This window comes from Parasphingorhabdus sp., from assembly GCF_059726685.1.
Window position 1 is genome coordinate 1908043 of record NZ_AP041068.1, and the last position, 25462, is coordinate 1933504.

Sequence of the window (25462 nt, forward strand, 5' to 3'; positions counted from 1 at the left end):
TGTTCGAAGGAAAAATTAGATTATGACGATTACCGCAGAAAAAAAGCAGGAACTGATTGAAAAATTCGCCCAGACAAAAGGCGATACCGGTTCCCCGGAAGTACAGGTTGCGATCCTCACAGAGCGTATTGTGAACCTGACCGAGCATTTCAAAGGCCACCACAAGGACAACCACTCCCGTCGTGGTTTGCTGATGATGGTCAACAAGCGCCGCAGCTTGCTGGACTATCTCCGCAAGAAAGATGCGGGACGCTATTCCAAGTTGATTAAAGACCTTGGTCTCCGGAAATAAGAGTTTCGAAGACGGCCTCCATGCGGGGCCGTTTTCTTATTGGGCGTTGCAGCAATAAGGCAGCAATGCTCCACACAAGGGGCACAAATGACCCCGAACCGCTGTTCAGCCGGATTGCTGGACAAATGAAAGCCCCCGCACTGCATAGGGCAGGCGGGACAAAGGAAAATACGAATGTTTGATGTAAAGAAAGTTGAAATGGAGTGGGGCGGACAGACCCTCACCCTCGAAACGGGCCGTATTGCCCGTCAGGCTGATGGCGCGGTACTCGCGACCCTCGGCGAAACGGTTGTACTGTGCGCAGTTACCGCCGCTAAATCGGTACGCGAAGGACAGGATTTCTTCCCGCTGACCGTACACTATCAGGAAAAATTCTCAGCCGCCGGTCGTATTCCGGGCGGTTTCTTCAAGCGCGAAGGCCGCGCGACGGAAAAAGAAACGCTGACATCGCGTTTGATTGACCGTCCTTGCCGCCCGCTGTTCCCCGAAGGTTTCTACAACGAAATCAACGTGATCTGTCAGGTGATGAGCTATGACGGTCAGAACGAGCCCGATATTTTGGCAATGGTTGCGGCTTCTGCTGCGCTGACCATTTCAGGTGTTCCTTTCATGGGCCCCATTGGTGCGGCTCGTGTCGGTTACAAAGAAGGCGAATATCAGCTGAACCCATCCATGGAAGAAGTTGCCGAAGGCGATCTCGATCTGGTTGTTGCGGCGACACCTGGCGCTGTGATGATGGTGGAATCGGAAGCCAAAGAGCTTTCCGAAGATGTCATGCTCGGTGCTGTTCAATTCGCGCATGAAGCATCCAAGGACGTTGCTGGCTTGATCATCGATCTGGCTGAACAGGCTGCGAAAGAGCCTTGGGAACTAGCTTCTGCCGAAGACAATAGCGACATCAAAGAAGACCTGCGCAAGCTGGTTGGTGACGATATTGCTGCGGCTTACAAGAAAACCGACAAATCAGAGCGTAGCGACGCGCTGAATGCGGTTCGCGAAAAAGCCAAAGAGAAATATGCCGAAGAAGAAGGTCAGGTTCAAATGACCGCTGGCAAGATGGTCAAGAAGCTGGAAGCGGAAATCGTTCGCGGTGCGATCATCAAGGACGGCACGCGTATTGATGGTCGTAAGCTGGATCAGGTTCGCCCGATCGAAGCCATGGTTGGCTTGCTGCCGCGGACCCACGGTTCGTCGCTCTTCACCCGCGGTGAAACACAGGCGATTGTAACCACGACGCTTGGCACCAAAGATGCCGAGCAGATGATCGATGGCCTGGACGGATTGAGCTACAGCAACTTCATGCTGCACTATAACTTCCCGCCTTATTCGGTTGGCGAAGTGGGCCGCTTTGGTTTTACCAGCCGCCGGGAAACCGGTCATGGTAAGCTCGCTTTCCGCGCACTGCGTCCGGTATTGCCGACAGTAGATGATTTCCCTTACACAATCCGTGTGCTGTCTGACATCACCGAGTCCAACGGTTCATCTTCCATGGCAACCGTTTGTGGTGGTTCACTTGCAATGATGGACGCTGGTGTGCCTTTGGCGCGTCCGGTTTCCGGTATTGCGATGGGTCTGATCCTGGAAGGCGAAGATTTCGCCGTTCTCTCCGACATTCTCGGCGACGAAGATCATCTCGGCGACATGGACTTCAAGGTGGCAGGTACCGAAAAAGGTATCACGTCGCTTCAGATGGACATCAAGGTGGCCGGCATTACGCAGGAAATCATGAAGTCTGCTCTGGAACAAGCCAGTGGCGGTCGTGCGCATATCCTCGGCGAAATGAGCAAGGCGCTGTCTTCCGTTCGCACCGAAATGTCCGAGCACGCTCCGCGTATCGAAACGCTGCAGATCAACAAAGAGAAGATCCGCGACGTTATCGGAACCGGCGGTAAAGTGATCCGTGAAATCGTTGCCGAAACCGGCGCGAAGGTCGATATTGACGATGAAGGCCTGATCAAGGTTTCATCCTCCGACAAATCACAGATCGACGCGGCACTAAAATGGATCGAAGGCATTGTGGAAGAAGCCGAAGTTGGCAAAATCTACGAAGGCAAGGTTGTGAACCTCGTCGACTTTGGCGCATTCGTGAACTTCATGGGCGGTAAAGACGGCCTCGTCCACGTCTCTGAAATCAAGAATGAGCGTGTCGAGAAGGTTGCTGATGAACTGTCCGAAGGTCAGGAAGTCAAGGTCAAGGTTCTCGAGATTGATCAGCGCGGCAAGGTTCGCCTGTCGATGCGGGTTGTTGATCAGGAAACCGGTGAAGAGCTGGAAGACACGCGTCCTCCACGCGAAAGCAAACCACGTGGCCCGCGCCGGGATGGCGGCGGTGGCCGTGGTCGCGGGCGTGACGGCGGTGGACGTGGTCGTGGCCGGAACAATGACGGTCCGAAGGATGAGGGCGGCGGTATTCCATTGCCAAGCTCGATCACCGAAGACTAGATCTCGTCCAATATTATTTGAAAAGGGCTCCGTGCAAGCGGGGCCCTTTTTTATGAAGCCGTCTGCAACCGGATCAGAAACCAGGCTGCAACGGCGCTCGCCAATGCCAATAGCGCGCCCACCCATGCGGCACTGGCAAAGCCGGTCACCAAGGCGCCATTGCCGCTATCACTGCCGACCAGAACAAACCCGAGTAGCGCGGTTGCGATTAATCCTGCGGATCGAGATATCGCATTGTTGATGCCCGAAGCCGTGCCGCCATGCTGGTCGTCAACACTCGCCATGACGGCTGTGGTTAGCGGTGCCACGCTGGCGGTCATGCCCAGTGCGATGATCATCAGAGCTGGGAATATATCGCGCCAATAGTGGATCTCGGTTCCGCTCAGCAGGCTGAAATAGAAAAAGCCTGCAGCAACAATGGCCGGGCCGACGGTCAATATCATACGGACGCCAAAGCGGTCACTCAGCCCGCCAGCATAGCGCGACAATATGGCCATGGTGAGCGGGAAGGGGAGGAGCGCGAAGCCGGTCTCTGTCGCCGAGTAACCGCCGGCATTGATCAGCGTAAACGGCAAAAGCACCAACAACCCGCCAAGCGCTGCATATAAAAACAAGGTCAGCATGGAGATACCGGCAAAGCTGGCCGTATTGAACAGATGGAGCGGCACCATCGCCCGGTCATTTTTGCGTTTTTCGACGAGCAGAAACAATATTGTGGCGAATGTGGCCACGCTGCCAGCAAGCCATTTGATCCAGCGTGCGACAGTGTCGTCGGGTAGCACCGTCAAGGTCCAGACCAGCGTCCCCAGTCCAATGGTAATCAAAATCGCTCCGCTCCAGTCCAATGGGTGACCGCTCGATTCTTGTTCGCGATTTTCCGTAATTGATTTCTGGCCGATAATCAGCGCGAGAATCGCTAGCGGAATGCTGATCGCGAAAGCCCAGCGCCAGTTTGCTAGGTCGATCGCCCAGCCGCCGATGACTGGCGCAATGGCTCCGGCAAAAGCCCCCATGCCAGCCCATGTACCAATAGCCTTCCCTCGCTCGGTTTCGCTGAAGCTGGTGGAGATAATCGCAAGGCTATTGGGCGCAAGCAGCGCGGCGCCAAGACCTTGAATGGCACGCATGGCGAGCAACAGGTTCAGGTTAGGCGCAAAGGCACAGGCCAGGGTAGCCAGCGTGAACAGGATCAGCCCCGCCTGAAACATAAGCTTGCGGCCATATCTGTCGCCCAGCGCTCCGCCCAGCAATACCAGCGCGCCGACTGGCAAGAGATAGCTGTTGATAATCCACTGCGCCCCTTGGGCATCGGTGGCAAATTCGGCCTGCATGGAGGGCAAGGCGACATTGACAATCGCTCCCATTACAAAGGCGAGGCTGGACCCGGCAATAGTGGCGATGAGAACGCCGGTCTTATAAGTGCAATCTGTCTCCGCCGGAGAAAAGCCTTGGCTCTCATCGCAAGGTGCGGGGAGGGCGGTTGTCACGCCATCTCGGTTTCAGCTTGGGCCCGTTCGATGTTTTTCTGGTCTTCGAGATATTTATGCACGGCCTGAATGACCACGGAGCCTTCCCCCACGCCTGATGCCACCCGCTTGACCGAGCCGGACCGGACATCACCTACAGCGACAACACCGGGGCGACTTGTCATATAGGGACTGTCGGTTGGCTCGCCCTGACAATCACTGCCTGTGCGAATGAAACCGCAACCGTCCAATTGCAGGCAGTCGCCAATCCAATCGGTATTCGGAACTGCACCGATCATGACGAAGACATTTCGGATATCCTTGTCCTCAATGCCATCAGGCCCTTTCCAGCGGAGGTATTCCAGATGGTTTTTGCCGATCAGTTCCGTGATTGCCGTTCCAAATCGTATCGTGACCTTGGGCGATGCCTCAAGACGATCGATAAGATAGCTCGACATGCTGGCGGCCAGACTGTCGCTGCGGATCAGCAGGTGGACATGTTTAGCGGTCTGGGAGAGGAACATGGCGGCTTGTCCGGCGCTGTTGCCGCCGCCGATAACCGCCACTTCTTCATCATGGCATAGTTTCGCTTCCATTGGAGTAGCTGCATAATGAATGCCCTGACCTTCAAATTTTTCGTCATTTTCGAGGTTCAGTTTGCGGTAACTGGCGCCCGTCGCGATAACCAAGGCCCGGGCGCAAATGGCTTCATCACCTTCCAGCTTGACCTTATTGTAATCACCATCGCAATCCAACCCCACCGCGTTGCGTGAAATGGCGAGCTTTGCGCCGAATTTCTGGGCCTGTATCTGGGCGCGTCCGGCCAGTGCCTGTCCCGAAATCCCCGTTGGGAAGCCCAGGTAATTTTCGATTTTGGAACTTGTACCTGCCTGACCGCCCGGTGCCAGTTTCTCGACTATGATAGTCTCCAACCCTTCGGAGGCTCCGTATACGGCTGCTGCCAGGCCGGATGGACCAGCGCCAATAACAGCAAGGTCATAGAGATGATCGGGATGCAACTCTTCGGTCAAGCCCAATGCGTCGGCCAGTTCCTTATCTGACGGCGATTTTACCAGTTTTCCGTCAGGTAGAATGACCACCGGCAGGTCATTGCGATTGATACTGAAACCTTCCATCGCACTCGCGCTGTCCTCGTCGACATCAATATCCAGCATGCGGTGCGGATAGCCGTTGCGGGTTAGGAATCGATCAATTTGTAGTGTGACCGCATCCTGCTTGCGCCCGATCACTGTAACGCCGCCCTGTGCATGCTGGATCAGTCCCACCCGGCGCAGAATGAAGGCGCGCATGATGATTTCGCCAATATCCGGCTCGGCTACCACCATCCGGCGAAAATCGGCGCGCTCGAAACGCAGGACTTCGGTGATGCCAGACGCTCGGCCGCTAACAAGAATTTCGCGATCGTTGAACAGGTCAAGCTCGCCGGTAAACTGGTTTTTCCGGTGGACCGTAAAGACATTGGCATTGCCTTGGTCATCTGTGTCAAAAATTTCGACTGCGCCGGATAGAATGATGAAAAAATCCACGCTGCGTTCGCCGCGTTCGAACAATAAGGCACCATCTTTCAGTGTTTCCTTTTGGCAGAAGGACTGAATCCTATCCAGATGACTCTCTTTAAGAGTAGGAAATGTCTGTTCCTCTCGCTGGTATGGATCAGCGCCATCTACGGCAGGAACGCCGCCGGTATTTTGAAGAACAGGGCTTTGGGGGGAGGTTGGAGTGTTTGTCATGAATCATATTCTGCGCATTCATTGCACAGAGATCAAGATGTGGTTTGTCCTGCCGAGAGATAGACTGGAGCAATGGCTATTAGATTTGCCGCTACTGAAACCTTGTTGTTTGCTGGTCTCAAGGTAAACTCAATCTATCGAGTCACGATTTTCGGGCGATCAAAGCGGACGGGGGGACGATGATGCAAAAATACTTGCTGATGGGGGTCGCAGTTTTCACAGCTCTTTTTTTGGCTGGTCCGGCTCAGGCCAGCGGAGACTTTGGCTGCTATCCTGAATGGAGGCTTGGCACTGATGCGACTTGTTCCGGGATCGTTGTCCTGACCCCGGGTAACGATACGCGGACCAATATGATGCTGTTGCTGGCGGATCGCGTTCCCTATGCCCCGGATTTTAAATATCCCAAAACTGACCTTTACGAGGGACAAGGGCGAAATTTCTTCCGCTGGAACACTTTTGATCAGGCACTTTATCCCAAGCCTGCCCAAAAACTCGACCGATCCCGTTTCGGCGGCTCTCGTTGCCAAAGCTATCACGCCGGAACGCAGCTGTTTGAAGCTGAACTACGCGCTGCAAAGATAAAACGGAAAGAGCAAGAAGCACTGATAGCGGCTCGCTCCACTATCTTTTCGATCTGCGCTGATCCGCAGCGCGGCGGCTATTCCCATTATTATTTTTCTGAAGAGCAAAAGGCGCTAGCGAAATTGGAATGGAGTGATCCTTCCACAATGATCAGGTCAAGAAAGGGGCGAGAGTTCCTGACATATCTGCTTGGTGCGCAGGCGTTTTACACTGGTGATTTCAAGGTCGCTCACGATCGTTTTGCAGAACTTACCAAAAGCTCAAATGGCTGGCTGAGCGAAACCGCCATTTATATGATTGGCCGTACCGAGATAAATCGTGCGCAGGTATCCGCTTTCGGTAACTGGGGTGATTTTTCGGGGCCGGACGCCGTTGACAAAATAGCGATAACGAACGCGAAAAAGGTTTTTGACGCTTACATCAAAAACTATCCAGAAGGTCGGTATACAGCCTCAGCAAAGGGATTGATGCGGCGTATTTTCTGGCTGGCCGGAGAGAATGAAAACCTGGTTGGTGCTTACGAGAAGATGTTGGCGCAAACAAACAGTCTTGATCCTGGTGCTTTTGTAGAAGAGGTTGATGTAAAGCTGTTGTATAACGACAAGGCAAAAACGCAGGTTTCCGATCCACTGCTATTGGCGGTCATAGTCCTCCAAAAAATGCGTAAACCGGTTTACGAGGGCACCCAAATCAGCCTTGCTGAGTTAAATGGAATGAAAGATGCCTTGTCGGATAGCCCGGCAATTTACGAATTTTTGCAGGCAAGCCACGCCTTTCACGTGGAGGGTGATGCTCGGAGGGTTTTGCAACTCATTCCGGATGCCGCGCGACAGCAGAATTTCAGCTATCTGCAATTCAGCCGGCAAGCGTTGCGCGGCATGGCACTTGCCCAGCTCAAAGACCGCAATGAAGAAGGGTTCTGGCGAGATATGATCGCTGGCGCAAAGCAACCTTATCAGCGTCCGTTTGTTGAACTAGGACTGGCGACCAGTCTGGAATCCAAAGGTCAGGTGGACAAAGTTTTTGAGTCTGATTCCCTGGTTCAGGACCAGACTATTCGCGAAATATTGCTGCAATATTCCGTCGGCCCGGACATCCTGCGGCGTACGGCTGGCGATCAATCACGATCAGCGCATGAGCGGCAAGTGGCCTTATTCACCCTGCTTTACAAGCAACTGGCCAGCGGCGATTATTCCGACTTTTTGAAGGATTCCAGATCAATCCCGGCCGATGCGGTGATAAACGGATATCTGACAATGCTCCACGCCGATGAAAATGTTCCACTGGGGCTATTCAACAAGGGAATTGTCGAGGATGAGTTTTCATGCCCCAGCCTGACAGCAACGGTTCGGTCGCTGGCAAAAAGCCCGAAACAGCACCGCGCGCGTCTGTGCCTGGGGGAATTTATTCGCCTGAACGGTTTTGACTACTTCACCATGAGCAACCGTCTGCCGAAAGATGGCGCATTGGGAAGTGCAGAATCAAAATTCGCCAGTGACGAGCTGGTGCGGCAGGATATCTACAAGGACATCATTGCCGATCGGCGTGCTAGCAAGGAAGATATATCCTATGCCTTGTATCGGGCAGTCTATTGCTATGCCCGCACTGGAAATAATAGCTGTGGTGGCAAATCTGTCGATGTGTCGCAGCGTAAAGCCTGGTTTCGGCGGTTGAAAAACGGTTATCCGAATTCGAAATGGGCCAAGGCCCTGAGATATTACTGGTAGTGGACCGGCGCACCTTTCTGGGGTTCATAATTGCGATCACGTCGTTGACACTCTTGGCCTGTGAGCAGCGGGAGGTCGATCAAACAGTAAACGCCTCTGATCATGACAGTTTTTGGCTGTGGGCGGGTGTCAGGCCGCAGCCGGTTCTTGAACGTGCGAAGACCGTCTATATTCTGGAGGGCGAAGTGCGAGCGTCGGATGCAAAGACTTTGGTGTCGCTGCGGCCGGGAATCCCTGACATCAAACATGCAAAAATCTGGATGGTTATACGGGTGGAGACACTTGACTTGTCGCCGGAAGTCTATCGTCAGATATTGACCCGGCTGGGGCAGTGGTCTGCGAAAGGCAATGTTGTGGTCGGTTTGCAAATTGACTTTGATGCAAATACCCGCGCGCTGGATCAATATGCGGGATTTTTGCGCGGCCTGCGGGAACAGCTTCCGGAGCAATATGCCCTTGGTACTACCGGGCTGCTGGACTGGAGCGCCAATGGTGACCCTGCCGCACTAGCTTCGCTGGCTGATGTGATCGATGAGACCGTGTTTCAGGTTTATCAGGGGCGTAGCACTATACCCGGCTACGAGCGCTGGTTCGACAATATCGATGATTTGCCGATGCCGTTTCGTATTGGTCTGGTGCAAGGCGGGGAATGGCGTGCCCCAGCTTCATTGAAGCAAAATCCCAATTTTCGCGGCTATGTGGTGTTTTTGGTCAATGATGCCGCTAACCAAAGTGCTGGAGAATAAAGGCATCATTCATCTTACAGATAACAAGGCCGCGTTATGCGATCCTTTAACCACACACTCCAATAACCTGTTGGCCTGCTCAAGATTTGCGTTTAAGGGATTTGCCATGAATAGAAAAATCAGCCTCGTCCTCGCATCGACCCTGTCTCTAACAATGCTGTCTGCCTGTGCAGGACTAGGTGGCGGAGGTGGTGGCAGTGCGGATACCCGCTATGTCGCCCGCGATGTGAACACGCTGTATAATGCTGCAAAAGACCGGCTTGATCGTGGTCAGTACAAGATCGCAGCCGCCTTGTTCGACGAGGTCGAGCGCCAACACCCTTATTCGCCTTGGGCCCGCCGTGCGCAGCAGATGAGTGCGTTCAGTTATTATGTAGCCGGTGACTATAACAAGGCGATTCAATCATCGCGCCGTTTCCTGTCTATCCATCCCGGCAATAAAGACGCGCCTTATGCCTATTACCTGATCGCGCTCAGCTATTATGAGCAGATTAGTGATGTGACACGGGATCAGAAGATTACCGAGCAAGCTCTTGCAACTCTGGGTGAAGTGGCGCGTCGCTATCCTAATACACGCTATGCTGCGGATGCGCTGTTGAAGATGGATCTGGTCAACGACCATCTGGCGGGTAAGGAAATGGAAATTGGCCGTTTTTACCAGCGTCGCGGCAAATGGCTGGCGGCGACAATCCGGTTCCGCACAGTTATCGACAAATATGAAACCACGACCCATTCGGCCGAAGCCTTGATGCGTTTGACGGAATCCTATTTGGCATTGGGCATTCCTGCAGAAGCGAAGAAAAGCGCAGCTGTTCTGGGTACAAATTATCCCGGCTCGAAATGGTATGAACGGGCTTATGAGCTGGTGCAAAAACACGGCGCAACCTGATCATTTGTAAATTGCCGCGTTCCAAATGTTATGGAGCGTTGCAGCTAAGATAAACGTGATTTAAGAGGGGGCTGTGCTGCAGTCCCTTTCCATTCGTGACATAGTTCTTATCGAGGCGCTGGACCTGGAATTCGGGTCTGGCTTGTCGGTGCTGACCGGCGAAACCGGGGCGGGTAAATCGATCCTGCTGGACTCACTTGGCCTGGCGTTGGGCAATCGAGCGGATAGTGGTTTGGTCCGGCAAGGAACGCAAAAGGCACAGGTGACGGCGAGCTTTGACGCGCCCACTAACGACAGCAAACTGGCGGTCTATCTGCAAGACAATGATATTGATGTGGAGCCGGGCGAACCATTGATTATCAAACGGTCAGTCAAGGCCGATGGCGGCAGCCGGGCATTTGTCAATGATCAACCATGCTCAGCGGCTTTGTTGCGTGAAGTCGGCAGCAGGTTGATCGAAATACATGGACAGCATGATGATCGCGGTTTGATCAATCCCAAGGGCCACCGGGCTTTGCTCGATACCTATGCTGGCGCTGACGGCGCAAAAGTCAGGCAAACCTTTGAAGGTTGGCAGTCTGCAAAAGCCTTATTGAAAACGGCTTTGGACGATCAGGAAGCGGCGGAACAGGACCGCGAATATCTCGAACATAGTGTCGCCGAACTCTCTAAATTCGCGCCGCAAAAGGGCGAAGAACAAGAATTGGCCCTCGAGCGTGCGACGATGATGAAGGGCGAGAAACTGACCGGTGACCTGGAGGCGATCAGAGCAGCCTTCGACGGATCAAATGGCGGTTTGGCGTCGCTGCGGGCCGCGGCGCGGCGGCTGGACCGGATTTCCGAAGACCATCCTTTGTTGGCAGAGGCGTTGCAGGCCATTGACCGCGCCGTGATTGAGGCCAGCGAGGCGGAAGAAAAGCTGAATGACGCGGCTCATGCGCTGACCTTTGATCCGCAGCGGCTCGACGATATGGAAACGCGGCTCTTTGACCTGCGTGCCTTGGCGCGCAAGCATCGGGTTGAGGGTGATGCTTTGCCGCAGTTACTGATCGACCTGGAAACCCGGCTGGCGGCTATCAGCGATGGCGGGAAGTCACTGGCGACGTTGGAAGCAAATGTGAAAGCCGCTCGGCAAGCTTATGTGGATGCGGCGGAGACGCTGCGGCTCAAACGGACCAAAGCGGCGAAATCACTCGACAAAGCCGTAGCTGGTGAGTTGGTGCCGCTGAAGCTTGATGCCGCGCGTTTTGAGACGCTGCTCGAGCCGCTCGAAGAAGAGCGCTGGGGCGCCAACGGTATGGACCGGATTGAATTTCTGATTTCTACAAATCCCGGCGCACCCTTGGCCCCGCTGGGCAAGATCGCTTCTGGCGGTGAACTGTCGCGCTTCATATTGGCTTTAAAAGTGGCCTTGGCCGAAGAGGGCGGGGCAAAGACAATCATCTTTGACGAGGTCGACCGCGGCGTAGGCGGTGCTGTCGCCTCCGCCATTGGCGACCGGCTTTCCCGCCTGTCCGACAGCGCGCAATTGCTGGTCGTGACCCATAGCCCACAAGTGGCGTCCAAGGGCAATGCCCATATGCTGATCAACAAAAGCTCTAACGGCACGGTGTCGCGGACCGATGTCAATGCATTGGACGACGAAGGGCGGCGGCAGGAAATTGCGCGGATGCTGTCTGGCGCAGACGTGACCGACGAGGCGAGGGCGCAGGCGGATCGTTTGTTGGAGGGAGTGTGATGGTGCGCTGTCTTAAGCCCCTCCCTTTCAAGGGAGGGGTTGGGGTGGGATTTGGCGAAGCCAATAGACTTCAGCGTTCAATGTCAGCATGTTACCTTGCATCTTTCAGTGAAGATGAAGGATTCCCGGTTGGTTGACCGATCAGTCTTGTTGCAACGTGCAAAGGAGATGCGACGTAACCCGACAGAAACGGAAAAACGATTGTGGCGGCACCTGTCGGCCTCGCAATTGGGCGGATATAAATTTCGGCGGCAGGCGGTATTGGAGCAGTTCATAGTTGATTTCTTCTGCCCGCAAAAAGCGTTAATTGTTGAAATTGATGGAGATACCCATGATCTACCACAGGATGCAAAGCGTGATCTTCGATTGAGCCAAAAGGGATTTCGAACTATCCGTTTTTCTAATCAAGAAGTGATCAAAAATTTGGACGGCGTGTTGATGGCAATATTGGAAATTTTAAGTGACATGCCTGATCGATGGCCGGTGTCCTCCACCCCAAACCCCTCCTCTGAAGAGGAGGGGCTTAAATGAGTCTCTCCGAAGCTGAAGCCGCAAACGAACTGATGCGTCTGGCGAAGGTCATTGCCAAGCATAACAAGCTCTACCATGCGGAAGACACGCCGGAAATATCCGATGCGGATTATGATGCGCTGGTGCGGCGGAACAATGAGCTGGAAGAGGCTTTCCCGCATCTGGTGCGCGATGACAGCCCGAACAAACTGGTCGGCGCGGCTGTCGCGGCTTCCCCGCTGTCCAAGGTGGCGCATGAGCAACGGATGATGAGCCTTGATAATGGCTTTTCGGACGAGGATATCGCCGAATGGCTGGCGCGGGTGCGGCGGTTTTTGAATTTGCCAGAGGGCGAGCCCGTGGCGGTGACGGCGGAGGACAAGATTGATGGTCTGTCCTGCGCCTTGCGTTACGAGAAGGGCGAGCTGGTACTGGCGGCGACGCGTGGTGATGGCCAGATTGGGGAGGATGTGACTGCCAATGTCCGGATGATATCGGATATCCCGCAGACTTTAGCGGGCGAAGCGCCGGATGTCTTTGAGATCCGCGGTGAAGTCTATATGGCGAAAGCTGATTTTGATGGGCTTAACACGCGCCTGATGGACGAGGGCAAGGCTGATGCTGCGGCGAAAAGCACAACTTTTGATCCCGATAAAATCCGCCAGTTTGCCAACCCGCGGAATGCGGCGGCGGGTTCGCTGCGGCAGAAGGATGCCAATATTACCGCCAAGCGTCCGCTGAAATTCTGGGCCCATGGCTGGGGCGTGGCGAGCGCCTTGCCGGGGGAAACGGCGTTTGACGTCATGACGGCGATTGAAAGCTGGGGCCTTCCACTGTCGCCTTTGGTCAAACGATTTGAAACGCTGGAAGAAATGCTCACCCATTACCGCCATATTGAAGCGGAACGCGCAGACCTGCCTTATGATATTGATGGGGTGGTCTATAAAGTTGATCGGCTCGACTGGCAGCAGCGGCTGGGCTTTGTCGCCAAGGCGCCGCGCTGGGCATTAGCGCATAAGTTTCCGGCGGAGCGGGCGCAGACAACGCTCGAGAGCATTGATATTCAGGTGGGGCGGACAGGCAAGCTGACGCCGGTTGGACGGTTGAAGCCGGTGACGGTGGGCGGTGTGGTCGTGTCTAACGTAACGCTCCACAATCGGGATGAAATTGAGCGCCTGGGCGTGCGTCCGGGCGACCGTGTGGTGGTTCAGCGGGCCGGTGACGTCATCCCGCAGGTCGTAGAAAATCTGACCGCTGAGGAGAAGCGCGAGCCTTACAATTTCCCTGATCATTGCCCAAAATGCAACAGCGAGGCGGTCGCCGAAGAGGGCGAGGTGGACGTGCGTTGCACGGGCGGTCTGATCTGTCCGGCGCAACGGTTCCAGCGGCTGGTGCATTTTGTGTCCCGCGCGGCGCTCGACATTGATGGTCTGGGCGAAAAAAGCATAGCGGAGTTTATCGAAGCCGGATTTATCGAAAGTCCTGCCGATATTTTCCGGCTGCACCAGCATCGGGATGCCATATTGGCGTGTGATGGCTGGCAGGAAAAGTCTGTGGATAATCTGTTGGCCGCTGTGGAAAAGAAACGATCCGCTGACGCAGCACGTCTGCTTTTTGGTCTGGGTATCCGCCATATCGGCGCGGTGACGGCCCGTGATCTGATGAAAAATTTCACGACCTTGCCCAAATTGGCCGAAATCGGGATGGCTGCCCGCGAAGATGAGGCGGTCCGTGAAGAGATTACCGCGATTGACGGGGTCGGACCCACGGTCGCGCAAGCATTGGCGGATTTCTTCCATGAACCCCATAATCGGAAGGTTTGGGAGGATTTGCTCAGCGAGGTCACGCCGCCGGATTATATTGTCGAAACCCGGGACAGCGCCGTGGCGGGCAAAACGGTGGTGTTCACCGGTAAGCTGGAAACCATGAGCCGCGATGAGGCCAAGGCGCAGGCCGAGGCATTGGGAGCAAAAGCATCGGGTTCGGTTAGTGCGAAGACCGACTTGCTCGTCGCAGGACCGGGCGCCGGATCAAAAATGAAAAAGGCCGCCGATCTCGGCATTGAAGTGATCGACGAAGCGGCATGGGCGGATATTGTGAAGGCGGCCGGATAGGCCGAAATTTGCGGAGACCAGAATGGCGAAGAAACAGGGAATACTGAAGCAGCTTGCCAAGGACCTCGAGGCACCTCCCGAAGTGCGCCGTTTTGGCAGTGGTTGGCTCGCCGGCTTTTTCGCGGTCGTGATGGCCATTGCAGGGCTGGGCATGGTTATCGCGCTGCGCTTTCCGGAATGGTTTGCGACGCCCGAGCTGCAAGCGGTTAAGGACTGGAGCGGTTTTCGCGGGGTAGTGCACCTGTTGTTGCTGGGTTCCTATGCGCTGGCGCTGCTGAGCCTGCTGCTGCGCCCCCGCAAGTCTCTCGGTTTTTTTGCTCTCGCCATCGGCATAACCGCTGCGTTTCTGGGTGGCGCCAATGTACAGCCGGAAGATACGAGAAGCTGGGGCATATTTTTTGGCCTCGACTTTTTCATCGTCAACATGGTGGCCACTGGACTGATGTTTGCACCGCTCGAGCGGATATTGCCGCATAAACGGTCGCAGCGTCTGTTCCGCATCGAATGGCGAGAGGATCTGTTTTACTATCTGATCAGCTCGATGATGGTGCAGGCCTTGACCTTTCTGGCGCTGGCCCCTTCCAACGTCGTGGTGGCCAATACCAACAGCTGGGACGCATTCCGGGCGATGGTCGCCTCCATCCCATGGATATTGCAGTTCGTGATCGTCCTGGTGCTGACCGATCTGGTGCAATATTTCTTCCATCGCACCTTTCACCGGTTCCCGTTTCTCTGGGGCTTTCATGCGGTGCATCATTCGGCCAAATCAATGGACTGGCTGGCCGGTGCGCGGATGCATTTCATCGAGATCATATTGCTGCGCGGCATCACATCGCTGCCGATGATGACGCTGGGTTTCAGCCCGTCTGTGCTTCAGGCTTACATCGCATTCGTCTATATCTATTCGTCTCTACTGCACGCGAATATCAAAGGCGATTTCAACTGGCTCGGGCACTGGATCGCGACGCCACGCTTTCACCACTGGCATCATGGATTGGAGCGGGAGGCGTTTGACGTCAATTTCGCGATCCATTTCCCGTGGATCGACAAGCTGTTTGGAACTTTTTATCTGCCGCCGTCAAAATGGCCGGAAGGTTACGGGATACCCGAAGATGTCCCGAAAGGTTATTTGAAGCAGTTCGCCTATCCGCTGACGCGCAAGAAGCCGGATTATTGAGTGCTGTGCGAAATCTTCTGAACCGGGAAATAGTCCAAGGCGACTGACGGTTTTCCCCCATCCGTCAGCCGCCCTGGTCCCACCCCAACCTGTTAACCGGCCTTCGCCGCAGCATCCTTGGCTGCGAGTTCTTTTACCCCGTAGCCGCCATCCGTATTCTCAGGAAAAAGCGGCCAAGCCAGTTGCTGGCCAAGGGTTGCCGGTGCAAGATTTTCGACGCCATAACTGTCCGGGTAGCGGCGCGTGATTTTCGCTGTGCCGAACAGGACGTCCCAGAAGAAAAGAAGATTGCCGTAATTGCCTTTATAGTTGGTCGCGCCATCTTCCATGTGGCGGCCGTGATGGGCATGGTGCGTTGCGGGTGTCGAGATGGTTCTTTCCACAAGCCACATTACGGGTGATAGCCATTTGATTTTATAAAGCGGTTCATCCCAGGCAACATCACTATGTGCGCCAATGATTACGGCCATTTTGACAATGATATATCCGACATAGACCCAGCCCAGACCAAGATAGATGAGCACGCCGGAAAACCAGATGCTGGGCATCAGCAAATAATAGAATATATTGTTCCGGTAAACGAGACGAATACTCATATATTTGGCGTTATGATGCGCCCGGTGGAGGTTGTAGAGAAACGGGATCTGGTGTGACAGCCGGTGCAGCCAATATTGCATCATATCGTCAAAGACCAGGAACAGCGCGATAGCTGCGAGAATCGGGATGTTGGTCAGTGCGCCGGCCCATTGAGGGGCGACAGCACCCATCAGGAATTGCGCGGATACAATGATCATAGGCTGCGTGAAAATGAGCAAAACAGCCGAGCCGATAATCTCTACCATCGCGTCGTCGAAATTTTGCTCGGGCTTTGCGAACAGCTTGGTGCGGAACAGTTCGAGCAGGCCGAACAGCGCGAAAATACCCACAATAGCAAATATCTCTGGCCTCACTGCCGGGCTCCTCGATCCTAAAACATCTTGAATTTGAAACGCTGATAGCAGATAGCTGATCCATCAAATGCTAAGAGGTTTACAATTGGTTGAATCAGACCATTTCTCCCGAACCACTTTTGCGGCCACAGGATTTATGACGGCGTTGCCGGAAGATGTTCACCGCCGCTTGCTAAATCACGGGCTTGTGCGTCAATTTGCGAAAGGAGAATTGATCCAGCAGCGCGGAGATCCGGGCAAGGAATTCTGGCATATTCGCAGCGGCAATGTTCAAATCGGCCGCTATTCCTTTGATGGCAAATTGTCGATCTTTGCGGTGCTGGGACCGGGCGAAAGTTTTGGTGAGCAGGCGTTTCTGGGCGAGTTCCCGAGGATGGTAGACGCCATCGCCGGTAATGACGTGACACTGGTTCGGATCGGCGAAAAAGAGCTTCAAGAAGCCATCACGTCCGATCCGCGTGTGGCGAGGATATTGCTGAAAACAATGGCTCATATGGTGCAACAGGCCTTCGACCTCGTCAATGCGGGGCGCAATCTGTCTACGGTCGAACGCGTTGCCCGGGCCCTGTTAGGTCTTTGCGAAGGGGAAGGACACACAGTCTCGATATCAATCACCCAGCAAGAGCTTGCCGATCTGGTCGGGGTATCAAGAGTTTCGCTTGGCAAGGCGTTGGGCAAACTTGAGCAATCAGGCAATATAGAACGGAACTATGGGGAAATAGTCGTGCTGAATCCGCTGCTTTCCCGAAGACGCCATCATTCCCCTGCGCCTTGATCGGCTATCTTCACCAGTTCCTTTTCGAAAATGCGTTTCATATTGTTTCGCATTTGCTGCGCGTTGAGGTCATTGGGGGCCTGATACAAGGCTTTCAGAAGTGCGAGGTCCCAGGCAGTCACACTTTGCGGGGCTTCAAGCTCTTCTGGCCTGTCTGAAAATAATGACAATATGGAGCTTTCACTGGCGGTTTGATTTTTGGGTTGCCCTGCATTGCCTAGAAGCCGCATCACAGCATAGTCTGCAAGCTGTCGCGGGTTGATTTCGAGTAGCGCAGTATCTTCGATCAACAGGATCGCGACATCGATATTCTGCTGCGTTGCCTGCCTTATTCTGGACCCGCTTCCGGAAAAGCTTTGACCGTCTCCTTCCTCATCATCAAATGTGCCTGAGACCGGTGCTCCTCCTCCGGTGCTGGTCGTTCTTACGATATTCCAGGCATAGGCAGGGCCGGGGCCTTTCATTAAGCGGTTACGCGCCGGAATATGCATGGCTCCAAAGACCTTCGAATGCTTTTTCCTGAGATAGGCAATAAAATCCTGTGATCCGGAGGTGGTAACCACAATGACATTCGGATCGCATTCCGGTTCGGCGACTTTTGCGCCAGCCGCTTTCGCGACTGCCCGAATCCGCGTCTCGATGAAGCTGTTTCTGTCTGCCTTGAGGCCCAGCGATATGGGGCAGACAGGCACATTATACCGCGCGTATTGTTCGTCATTCGATATTTTTATCGCTGAACGGATGAACGCGTTAATTCGCTTCTTTCGTTCCAGTTCACCGATGACGACAATAGTGTTTTGATCGGCCTCTGTTGTTGGTTCGGCTTTAGCTGCTGCAGAATGTTGATGAAATATAGCGAATATAAACACGGCTATGGCAGAAAAGAACGGTAATCGCACTCTGAATGTCCTTAATTATGTGCCTTTTGATACCATTTTATACTTCAATTTACTATTGAAATCGCATTCCGCTCACTGGAAATCATTCCAGGAACCATCGCATTACGCCGCCCTGAAAGGGAGTCCAGATGCCGGTCCTGATGCCAGCTTTCCGCAGGACATCACTGGTCCAGCTGTTACAGGTATAGAAGGCATTGTAATGGCCCTGGGATTTGTAGAACAGGTCGCTCTGGCCGTAGCCCTTGGACGGGATCGGCTGACCAGACTCATCCAGGACAAAACGGCCTTTTATCGCAGCGACAATCAGACGATATTCAGCCTCGCTGACCCGGAAGCTGCGGCGATAATGGGGATAAGTCTGTGGATAGTTCAGGTGATAGATATGCAACAGGACGTCATCACTGCCGAATACGGCACTGGCGGCGTCCTTGAAACGCAGGTCCTGCCAATATTCTGCGTTGCGATAGACACCTTCGTGACCCCAACCGACCAAAATGTGGCTGCCATATCTTGTCGGATCACCCATATGTTCGGGACGGACCAGTTCCGACCAATCATGCACATCAGTTTGAACCGGCATGATGATACCAGTATGTACACCATTGGTTTCTATGAACAATTCGATTCCATCATCCGGGCTTTTCCAGAATTGATTGGCTGGCAATATGCTGCCGAATAACGCAGCGACAAGATACAGCATGACTACAGCCACGAGACCTTTGATGATGCGTTTGGGCCATTTCATGCGAGAAGTTGCCATTGAAACCTTTTCTGCTGTAAGATGCCATCATGTTGACAGCCCCCGACCCGGAAACCCATGTCTATGACAAGCCGCCAGCGCACGCAAATGCCGACTGGACAATAGACCAGAACTGGTCCGCTTACAGCGCGGAGGAGCATGCAACCTGGGACACACTTTTTGCGCGCCAGAAGGAAATGCTTCCTGGGCGTGCGGCGCAGGCCTTTCTGGATGGCATTGACATATTGCAATTGTCGAAGCCTGGCATCCCGGATTTTGAGGAACTCAACCGGATATTGATGCATGCGACTGGCTGGCAAGTGGTGGCCGTTCCAGGTTTGGTGCCGGATGATGTATTTTTTGATCATCTTGCCAATCGGCGCTTCGTATCCGGCAACTTCATCCGGAAACCGGATCAGTTGGACTATTTGCAGGAACCGGATATTTTCCATGACGTTTTTGGTCATGTGCCGATGCTCGCAGATCAGCGTTTTGCCGACTATATGGAAGCTTATGGTCGTGGTGGGCTTCGTGCGCTGAAATTCGGGACGCTGAAACAGCTCGCCAGACTATATTGGTACACTGTCGAATTCGGCTTGATTCAGGAAGCAGACGGTCTGCGTATCTATGGCGCGGGAATAGTTTCCAGTTACGGCGAGAGTGTCTTTGCACTCGATAGTAACAGTCCTAATCGCATCATGTTCGATCTGGAACGGGTCTTGCGGACAGAATATCGGATTGATGATTTTCAGCAAAATTACTTTGTCATTCCCAGTCTGGACGAGCTGTTGCGGGTGACTGTAGAAACTGATTTTAAGCCGGTTTATGAGAAAATCGCAAATCTGCCGGATATTGCGATTGCCGATATTGTCGAGGGTGACGAGGTGTTGACGCGCGGGACGCAAGATCACCCCAGCGCACAATCAGGCAAGGCAGTCGTCATCTAACAGATCAGCATTCGCCGAAATAATCGGATGCCAGAGGCGACCGAATAATCCTGTGCGTTTTAGCGGGGCCATATTCCTTGGCCTTGATCAGCATCAGGCACGGCCATTGGTTTTCCATTCGGCTATGACGCGGGCGAAAGCCTACCCGGATATAAGCATGCAGCACTTCCGCTCTCTGGGTTTCCAATAGGCCTGCAAGGACTAGAACTGTGCCGGAGATTGCCGCTGCGGCAAGTTGCGGGGCCAGCGCGATCAGCGGACCCGCCAATATATTGGCAATGATCAGATCATAAGGCGCGCGGTCGCGAAGGGCAGGGTGATCGAGACCGTTGCTGGTCTGCAGTTGGATTGCCCGATGGGAATTGCCGACCGCGATATTATTGACTGCGGCGTTTTCGGCGCTGACCTTTATGGCGACAGGATCAATGTCACTGGCGATAATCCGGGATGTAGGCCAAAGATGACGCGCAGCAAAAGCAAGCAGGCCGGTGCCCGTGCCAACGTCAATAATATTGCTATAGCTTTGACCCAGCCGTTTCAGTCGGTCGAGACTTTCAAGACATCCTTTGGTGGTCTCATGGTGACCAGTGCCAAAGGCTTGACCGGCGTCAATGCAGATATTGGTGACATTGTTGTCTTCCAGGGGCGCACTGTTGGACGTATGTACATAAAAGCGACCGGCGCGCAGAGGCTCTAGTCCTTGCTGACTGAGTGTCACCCAATCCTCATCCTCCAGTTTTTCAACCACAGGGTCGACATTGGCCGTCTTCGCAGAGGGGGATAGTTTGGCAATGTCCTTGAGAAATGCCGCATTGGGTTCGGCGTCGCTATAAATCTCGATCACCCAGTTATCGGGTGTTTCGGGATTTGCTTCGCGCGTGACAATGGTCGGCATGCTGTCGGTCGAGCCCTCAAACAGGCTGTCCTCTGACAGTCTATCCGCCTCTTCACGTGTGCAAGGCAGGGTGACTTTCCATGTGTCGGTCAAAGGAACAGGCCCGGAGCATTACCAGCCCTAAGCATTGGCCATTTCCAACGCTTCATTTGCCTCCAGCCAGGCGGCCTCATTCTGTTCCAGCTCGTCTTGTACCGTGGCCCGCAATTTCATCAATTCGGTCATCGTCAGGTCCGCATAGTCCTTTTCCGCACTGGCGGGATCGAACATGGCGCGATCAATACCGGACAGTTTCTTGCCGAGCATTTCTATTTTCTTTTCAGCGGTACTGGCCGTTTTGCGCAGTTCCGATTGTTGCTTGCGCCGCTCGGCGGCAAGACGACGTTCTTCCTTGCGATTCCCGCCACCTCCGTTTGTGGCGGTCTTCACCTCTTGATTCCGTCCCAGCACAAAATCGGTGTAATCATTGAGCGAGCCGGAAAATTCCTTGGCCCTGCCGCTGTCGACCATCACCAGACGGTCAGCGGTGAGTTCCAGCATATGGCGATCATGGCTGACCATGATGACGGCACCGCTATATTCATTCAATGCGTGGACCAGCGCTTCGCGGGCATCCACGTCGAGATGGTTTGTCGGTTCATCAAGGATCAACAGATGCGGGGCATCGCGCGTGATCAAGGCAAGAGCCAGGCGCGCGCGTTCGCCGCCCGACAATTTGCCGACTTTCATCGTCGCCTTGTCACCGGAAAATCCAAACCGGCCCAGCTGTGCCCGGACCGCGCCGGGCTTTGCGTCCTTCATCAACCGCGTCATATGCTCCAATGGTGTATCGGTCGGGTCGAGCTCTTCCACCTGATATTGGGTGAAATAACCGACAGTCAGTTTGCCGGACTTGTTCATCGCGCCGGCCTTGGGATCCAGCTGGCTGGCGAGCAATCGGGCAAGCGTGGTCTTGCCATTGCCGTTGCGGCCCAGCAGCGCTGTGCGATCATCGGGGTCGAGGCGCAGGTTCAGGCCGGACAGGATGATATTGTCGCCGTAACCGACAGCCGCATCATCCAGCGTGATTAGCGGCGGTTTAAGCTCGGCCGGGCTGGGGAAATGAAAGCTGAGTGAGGGATCTTCGATCGCTGCTGCAATCGGCTCCATGCGGGACAGCGCCTTGACCCGGCTCTGCGCCTGCTTGGCACTATGCGCCTTGGCACCCCAGCGGTCGACAAAGGCTTGCAGCTTTTCACGCTGAGCCAGTTGTTTCTCACGCGAGGCTGCCATTTGCGCTTGCCGTTCTGCCCGCTGTTTCTCGAAAGCGTCATAGCCGCCGGGATAGAGCGTTGTCTTTCCGCCTTGTAGATGGAGAATATGGTCGACCACATTGTTGAGCAGATCGCGCTCATGGCTGATCACCAAAATCGTCGCTTGATAGCTGGTCAGGAAATTTTCCAGCCATAAGGTCGCCTCGAGGTCGAGATGGTTTGACGGCTCGTCGAGCAACAGCAGTTCAGGCTGCGAGAACAGCAGCGCGGCCAGCGCCACACGCATCCGCCAGCCACCGGAGAAGCTGTCCATCGGTTGCTGCTGCGCTTCTTCGTCGAAACCCAGCCCGATCAGGATTTTGGCAGCACGCGCAGGCGCGCTGTGCGCTTCGATCATATTCAGCCGTTCGTGGATTTCGGCAATGCGGTGCGGATCATCTGCCGTTTCTGCTTCTGCCAGCAAGTCCGCGCGTTCCATGTCAGCTGCCAGCACGGTATCGAGCGGCGTTTCCGATCCGGCAGGCGCTTCCTGCGCAATGTAGCCCAAGCGAGCGCCTTTGGGCATGTCGACGCTGCCATCATCCGGTTCCAACAATCCGGCCACAACTTTCATCAAAGTGGACTTGCCAGCACCATTTCGGCCAATCATCCCCACGCGCGCGCCGGGGGGCAGCGCAGCTGTTGCGCCGTCCAAAATGACTGTGCCGCCAAGGCGTACCGTGATGTTGCTAAAATTCAGCATGCGCGCTCGTTAGCGGAGCTTTGGGGATTCGGCTAGTGAGCGTGGGTTTGGCCCTACTGACCATTTGCTAAGTCTCCTGTTAGGTCGGACCATCCGCTGCATTCGGAAAACGGGAGATAATCTGGCGCCCGGTGTTTACACCCAAAGGCGTTTTTTGTTTTCGGTGTTGGCGACTAAGAACGGTTTAATATCAATCAATTAACGATAAACTTGCCCCGTCGGGCGTGACCTTTCGCAAGCGCCCGTCAAACCGCAACACCGTCACATATTTGCTAGATTCAAAGAGCCAGCTTGAACATAACCCATGAGAGGGCCTGTAGGAAAGCAATGGGGCGTCTGTTTTATCCCGAAAGCGGACATCGTGGAAGCACGAGCAGAGGGATTACCCCCTGCTCGTGCTTACTTTGCGTATCGCCGCTTGCCTAAAGGGTCTGACAATACAGCAGGGAAGGGATGCTTTTTTTAAAGCCGACCTTTTCATATGCCCTCCGCGCGGGTGCATGGCTGGGGTCGCCGCCAGTGCTTACCTGTACAGCAAACATACCTTGCTCCTTCATCCAGCCGAGCATATTCTCATATAATCCCGTGCCGACGCCACGGTCCGTGAAATTGGGGTGGACCGCGTTTAAACCCAAGGTCCCGATCCTGCTTTTCGTGTCCAGCGAGCCTCCACAAAAACCAATGATCTTCTCTTCATTCGTGGCAACAAGCACATAATGACCGCTGTCAGGGAGGCAGATTCTATCCAGATATGCTCCTTGCTCATCTTCGCCATTACCATAGATAATGCGCGCCAATTCCGCACCGCCCAATATGGTGCGAAACGATTGATATATGGGCGCAAACGCGGCATCGCGCACGTCATGCATTTGGGACAAGTCAATTTCACGAAACGGACGGATTTCAAATTTGAATTTATTCATTAAAATATCCTCGAGGTAATTCGACCGCAAACCATTTTCTGGGGCAGCCGCTTTGTTTGGAAACAGATCGCATCACTTTGCGTCTGGAAAACAGGTCACGGCACCCACGCACAATTTTGCCGGGTGCTTGCACCAATCATAATCTCGATTTTTAAGCTTGATGGCAGTGTGCCTCAGGACAGCATTCGATCAACAGAGTCAGAGATCATTTGAAGATCGAATGACCAGTCCAAAATTTCCAGACGAATGATTACACCAACATTCCAACATCCCTCACTTAGGTCGGTTAGATAGTACCAATGGCGTACAACCAGTCAATCCGCTTAGTAATTTTCAGCAAATAGGTGGCGAGCTGACCGGCCGCTAATCTATCTGTTGCGCCAGCATTTGCGCCCAAAGGAGGTATTGGCAGATTATTAGTTTTGCGCCAGCCAGATCATATGATGTGCCCCGCGTTTGCCTCGGGCACGCACTGGGGCTTCCTCGACCGAGAAACCCACATCCGTCAATCTTCGCGTGAACTTTGCGTCCGGTGCAGAAGACCACACCGCCAAGATACCGCCAGAGCGCAACGCCCGTTTCGCGGTTTTCAAACCGGCAGCGGTGTACAGGCGATCATTGGAGGCGTGGGTGATGCCGTCCGGTCCATTGTCTACATCAAGCAGGATCGCATCATATTGGTTTTCATTCCGGGAGATCAGATCAAACACGTCCGCTGTTTCAATGGTAACGCGCGGGTCGTCCAGGCTGCCGTCGAATATTTCCGCCATCGGTCCACGTGCCCATTGCACGACGGCCGGTACCAGCTCGGCGACGATAATCTCTGCCTTTGCATCCAGTAAAGGCAGGGCGGCGCGCAGGGTGAAGCCCATACCCAGGCCGCCGATCAATATGCGCGCTGCGGTCCGGTCGGACAGGCGTTCGCAGGGCAGGGTGGCGAGCGCTTCTTCCGAGCCGCTGAGCCGACTGTTCATTAACTCGTTGCTGCCCAGCATGATCGAAAATTCATGACCACGCTGGAACAGCCGAAGCTCGCCGCCGCCATTGGGAATTTCGGCAGTGTCCAAAAGAACGCGCGGTGTCACCTCACGAAGCTCGCGCCATTGGCATCGAGCACTGCGCCGGTCATAGAGGCTGGCGCTTCCAGTGCGCAATAATTCGCCATGGATGCAATTTCCTCTGGCTGGGCCACGCGGCCAAGGGGGATGTCCTTGAGCAACTTGTCGCCGCCGCGGCTTTCGAGATAGTCTTCTGCCATCCCCGTCATGGTGAAGCCCGGACAGATAGCGAAGGCCAAAATCTCTTCGCTGGCATAGGCGCGGGCGATGGTTTTGGTCATGGCAACCATTCCGCCTTTGGATGCCGCATAATGCCAGTGATCCGGGCTGTCGCCGCGATAGGCGGCGCGGCTGGCGATGTTGACAATGCGCCCGGCGGTCTTGCGCTCTTGAAAATGCTGCACGGCCAGTCGGCAAAGCTGCGCCGAGGCGGTGAGATTGATTTGCATGGTGCGGCCCCAGCTCTCCAACCACTCCGTGTCGCTATCCGAAATCGGGTTGGGATCAAAGATACCGGCATTGTTGATCAAGACATCAATCCGGCCATCCAGTCTTTCCAGTGCATCCTGCCACAATTGCGAGACTTCATCGGAGTTCGCAAAATCTGATTTCAGCAAACCGGCCTCACCGGAAGTACTGTGCCCAGCCGCCATAACATCGGCCCCGCCGAAACTATCCAATATCGCTTTGCCAATACCGCGGCTGGCACCAGTCACCAAAATATGCGTTTTTATATCTGTCATGCTGCGGACGAATAAGGCCGGGATCGCAAAAGGTCCAACAAGAGATGCTAAAAGCCTCATAAATTTGACAGCGCTTTCGTGATTTGCAGGCGCCAAGCAAGGAT

Annotated in this window: 21 protein-coding genes; 11 read left to right on the plus strand and 10 right to left on the minus strand. The window is 54.4% G+C overall.

The genetic code is table 11. From position 1 onward, the window contains the following. Positions 1-22: 22 nt before the first annotated feature. Positions 23-292, plus strand: coding sequence for a 30S ribosomal protein S15 (gene rpsO, locus AC6I9Z_RS09435; protein WP_109357316.1), 270 nt, complete (start codon positions 23-25; stop codon positions 290-292). Between the two features lie 174 nt (positions 293-466). Then, positions 467-2734: a polyribonucleotide nucleotidyltransferase gene (gene pnp, locus AC6I9Z_RS09440; protein WP_461455537.1), complete on the plus strand. Its 2268-nt coding sequence runs from the start codon at positions 467-469 to the stop codon at positions 2732-2734. 50 nt (positions 2735-2784) lie between these two features. On the opposite strand, the gene AC6I9Z_RS09445 is transcribed toward pnp, so the two are convergent. Both AC6I9Z_RS09445 and AC6I9Z_RS09450 read right to left on the minus strand, forming a co-directional pair. Next, a complete protein-coding gene (locus tag AC6I9Z_RS09445) occupies positions 2785-4221 on the minus strand; it encodes an MFS transporter (protein WP_461455539.1) in 1437 nt (478 codons plus the stop codon). Beyond that, positions 4218-5951 (minus strand): FAD-dependent oxidoreductase, encoded by a 1734-nt coding sequence (locus AC6I9Z_RS09450; protein ID WP_461455541.1) that lies wholly within the window; start codon positions 5949-5951, stop codon positions 4218-4220. The genes AC6I9Z_RS09445 and AC6I9Z_RS09450 overlap by 4 nt, the downstream gene beginning before the upstream one ends. Before the next feature lie 179 nt (positions 5952-6130). Between AC6I9Z_RS09450 and AC6I9Z_RS09455 the strand changes: the two genes are divergently transcribed. The 7 genes from AC6I9Z_RS09455 to AC6I9Z_RS09485 all read left to right on the plus strand — a co-directional run bounded on the left by AC6I9Z_RS09455 (position 6131) and on the right by AC6I9Z_RS09485 (position 15434). After that, positions 6131-8260 (plus strand): PA5441 family protein, encoded by a 2130-nt coding sequence (locus tag AC6I9Z_RS09455; RefSeq protein WP_461455543.1) that lies wholly within the window; start codon positions 6131-6133, stop codon positions 8258-8260. After that, positions 8230-9006 carry a DUF3142 domain-containing protein gene (locus AC6I9Z_RS09460; RefSeq protein WP_461455545.1) on the plus strand — a complete coding sequence of 259 codons (777 nt, stop codon included), beginning with the start codon at positions 8230-8232 and terminating at the stop codon, positions 9004-9006. Before AC6I9Z_RS09455 ends, AC6I9Z_RS09460 begins: the two co-directional genes overlap by 31 nt. 106 nt (positions 9007-9112) lie before the next feature. Then, entirely contained in the window at positions 9113-9895 is a 783-nt protein-coding gene (locus AC6I9Z_RS09465) for an outer membrane protein assembly factor BamD (RefSeq protein ID WP_109357312.1), read from the plus strand. Positions 9896-9968: 73 nt separating this feature from the next. Further along, positions 9969-11633 carry a DNA repair protein RecN gene (gene recN, locus AC6I9Z_RS09470; protein WP_461455547.1) on the plus strand — a complete coding sequence of 555 codons (1665 nt, stop codon included), beginning with the start codon at positions 9969-9971 and terminating at the stop codon, positions 11631-11633. Between the two features lie 51 nt (positions 11634-11684). Next, entirely contained in the window at positions 11685-12164 is a 480-nt protein-coding gene (locus AC6I9Z_RS09475; RefSeq protein ID WP_461455549.1) for an endonuclease domain-containing protein, read from the plus strand. Then, on the plus strand, positions 12161-14257 hold the full coding sequence (gene ligA / locus AC6I9Z_RS09480; RefSeq protein WP_461455551.1) for an NAD-dependent DNA ligase LigA: 2097 nt from the start codon (positions 12161-12163) through the stop codon (positions 14255-14257). Before AC6I9Z_RS09475 ends, ligA begins: the two co-directional genes overlap by 4 nt. Before the next feature lie 22 nt (positions 14258-14279). Beyond that, a complete protein-coding gene (locus AC6I9Z_RS09485; RefSeq protein ID WP_461455553.1) occupies positions 14280-15434 on the plus strand; it encodes a sterol desaturase family protein in 1155 nt (384 codons plus the stop codon). Between the two features lie 92 nt (positions 15435-15526). On the opposite strand, the gene AC6I9Z_RS09490 is transcribed toward AC6I9Z_RS09485, so the two are convergent. Then, positions 15527-16384: a sterol desaturase family protein gene (locus AC6I9Z_RS09490; protein ID WP_461455555.1), complete on the minus strand. Its 858-nt coding sequence runs from the start codon at positions 16382-16384 to the stop codon at positions 15527-15529. 136 nt (positions 16385-16520) lie between these two features. On the opposite strand from AC6I9Z_RS09490, the gene AC6I9Z_RS09495 reads away from it, so the two are divergent. Further along, complete coding sequence (locus AC6I9Z_RS09495) at positions 16521-17159, plus strand: Crp/Fnr family transcriptional regulator (protein ID WP_461455557.1); 639 nt, start codon at positions 16521-16523, stop codon at positions 17157-17159. Here the strand turns inward: AC6I9Z_RS09495 and AC6I9Z_RS09500 are convergent. Both AC6I9Z_RS09500 and AC6I9Z_RS09505 read right to left on the minus strand, forming a co-directional pair. Further along, positions 17141-18058 (minus strand): hypothetical protein, encoded by a 918-nt coding sequence (locus AC6I9Z_RS09500; protein WP_461455559.1) that lies wholly within the window; start codon positions 18056-18058, stop codon positions 17141-17143. The two genes, AC6I9Z_RS09495 and AC6I9Z_RS09500, sit on opposite strands and share 19 nt — an antisense overlap. A gap of 82 nt (positions 18059-18140) precedes the next feature. Beyond that, positions 18141-18818 (minus strand): TIGR02117 family protein, encoded by a 678-nt coding sequence (locus AC6I9Z_RS09505; protein WP_461455561.1) that lies wholly within the window; start codon positions 18816-18818, stop codon positions 18141-18143. A 29-nt stretch (positions 18819-18847) separates the two neighbouring features. Here AC6I9Z_RS09505 and phhA point away from each other — a divergent pair, with 29 nt between their 5' ends. Further along, positions 18848-19744 (plus strand): phenylalanine 4-monooxygenase, encoded by an 897-nt coding sequence (phhA, locus tag AC6I9Z_RS09510; protein ID WP_461455563.1) that lies wholly within the window; start codon positions 18848-18850, stop codon positions 19742-19744. 4 nt (positions 19745-19748) lie between these two features. Here the strand turns inward: phhA and AC6I9Z_RS09515 are convergent, their stop codons facing one another. From AC6I9Z_RS09515 to AC6I9Z_RS09535, 5 genes are all read right to left on the minus strand, one after another. Further along, complete coding sequence (locus tag AC6I9Z_RS09515) at positions 19749-20732, minus strand: 50S ribosomal protein L11 methyltransferase (RefSeq protein ID WP_461455565.1); 984 nt, start codon at positions 20730-20732, stop codon at positions 19749-19751. 27 nt (positions 20733-20759) lie between these two features. After that, positions 20760-22634: an ABC-F family ATP-binding cassette domain-containing protein gene (locus tag AC6I9Z_RS09520; RefSeq protein ID WP_461455567.1), complete on the minus strand. Its 1875-nt coding sequence runs from the start codon at positions 22632-22634 to the stop codon at positions 20760-20762. A gap of 422 nt (positions 22635-23056) precedes the next feature. Continuing rightward, positions 23057-23557 carry a GNAT family N-acetyltransferase gene (locus AC6I9Z_RS09525; RefSeq protein ID WP_461455569.1) on the minus strand — a complete coding sequence of 167 codons (501 nt, stop codon included), beginning with the start codon at positions 23555-23557 and terminating at the stop codon, positions 23057-23059. Between the two features lie 416 nt (positions 23558-23973). Continuing rightward, the gene (locus AC6I9Z_RS09530) at positions 23974-24642 is read right to left on the minus strand and encodes a spermine/spermidine synthase domain-containing protein (protein ID WP_461455571.1); all 669 of its coding nucleotides are present in this window, start codon (positions 24640-24642) and stop codon (positions 23974-23976) included. Then, on the minus strand, positions 24639-25358 hold the full coding sequence (locus AC6I9Z_RS09535) for an SDR family NAD(P)-dependent oxidoreductase (protein ID WP_461455573.1): 720 nt from the start codon (positions 25356-25358) through the stop codon (positions 24639-24641). The genes AC6I9Z_RS09530 and AC6I9Z_RS09535 overlap by 4 nt, the downstream gene beginning before the upstream one ends. Between the last annotated feature and the right edge of the window lie 104 nt (positions 25359-25462).

Bases quoted from the DNA above. Each gene is read 5' to 3' on its own strand.
- AC6I9Z_RS09485 (WP_461455553.1), top strand. From the start codon at position 14,280: ATGGCGAAGAAACAGGGAATACTGAAGCAGCTTGCCAAGGACCTCGAG.
- AC6I9Z_RS09455 (WP_461455543.1), top strand. From the start codon at position 6,131: ATGATGCAAAAATACTTGCTGATGGGGGTCGCAGTTTTCACAGCTCTT.
- AC6I9Z_RS09520 (WP_461455567.1), bottom strand. From the start codon at position 22,634: ATGCTGAATTTTAGCAACATCACGGTACGCCTTGGCGGCACAGTCATT.
- AC6I9Z_RS09450 (WP_461455541.1), bottom strand. From the start codon at position 5,951: ATGACAAACACTCCAACCTCCCCCCAAAGCCCTGTTCTTCAAAATACC.
- AC6I9Z_RS09465 (WP_109357312.1), top strand. From the start codon at position 9,113: ATGAATAGAAAAATCAGCCTCGTCCTCGCATCGACCCTGTCTCTAACA.
- AC6I9Z_RS09535 (WP_461455573.1), bottom strand. From the start codon at position 25,358: ATGACAGATATAAAAACGCATATTTTGGTGACTGGTGCCAGCCGCGGT.
- AC6I9Z_RS09460 (WP_461455545.1), top strand. From the start codon at position 8,230: ATGGGCCAAGGCCCTGAGATATTACTGGTAGTGGACCGGCGCACCTTT.
- AC6I9Z_RS09505 (WP_461455561.1), bottom strand. From the start codon at position 18,818: ATGGCAACTTCTCGCATGAAATGGCCCAAACGCATCATCAAAGGTCTC.
- ligA (WP_461455551.1), top strand. From the start codon at position 12,161: ATGAGTCTCTCCGAAGCTGAAGCCGCAAACGAACTGATGCGTCTGGCG.
- phhA (WP_461455563.1), top strand. From the start codon at position 18,848: ATGTTGACAGCCCCCGACCCGGAAACCCATGTCTATGACAAGCCGCCA.
- AC6I9Z_RS09495 (WP_461455557.1), top strand. From the start codon at position 16,521: ATGACGGCGTTGCCGGAAGATGTTCACCGCCGCTTGCTAAATCACGGG.
- rpsO (WP_109357316.1), top strand. From the start codon at position 23: ATGACGATTACCGCAGAAAAAAAGCAGGAACTGATTGAAAAATTCGCC.
- AC6I9Z_RS09525 (WP_461455569.1), bottom strand. From the start codon at position 23,557: ATGAATAAATTCAAATTTGAAATCCGTCCGTTTCGTGAAATTGACTTG.
- pnp (WP_461455537.1), top strand. From the start codon at position 467: ATGTTTGATGTAAAGAAAGTTGAAATGGAGTGGGGCGGACAGACCCTC.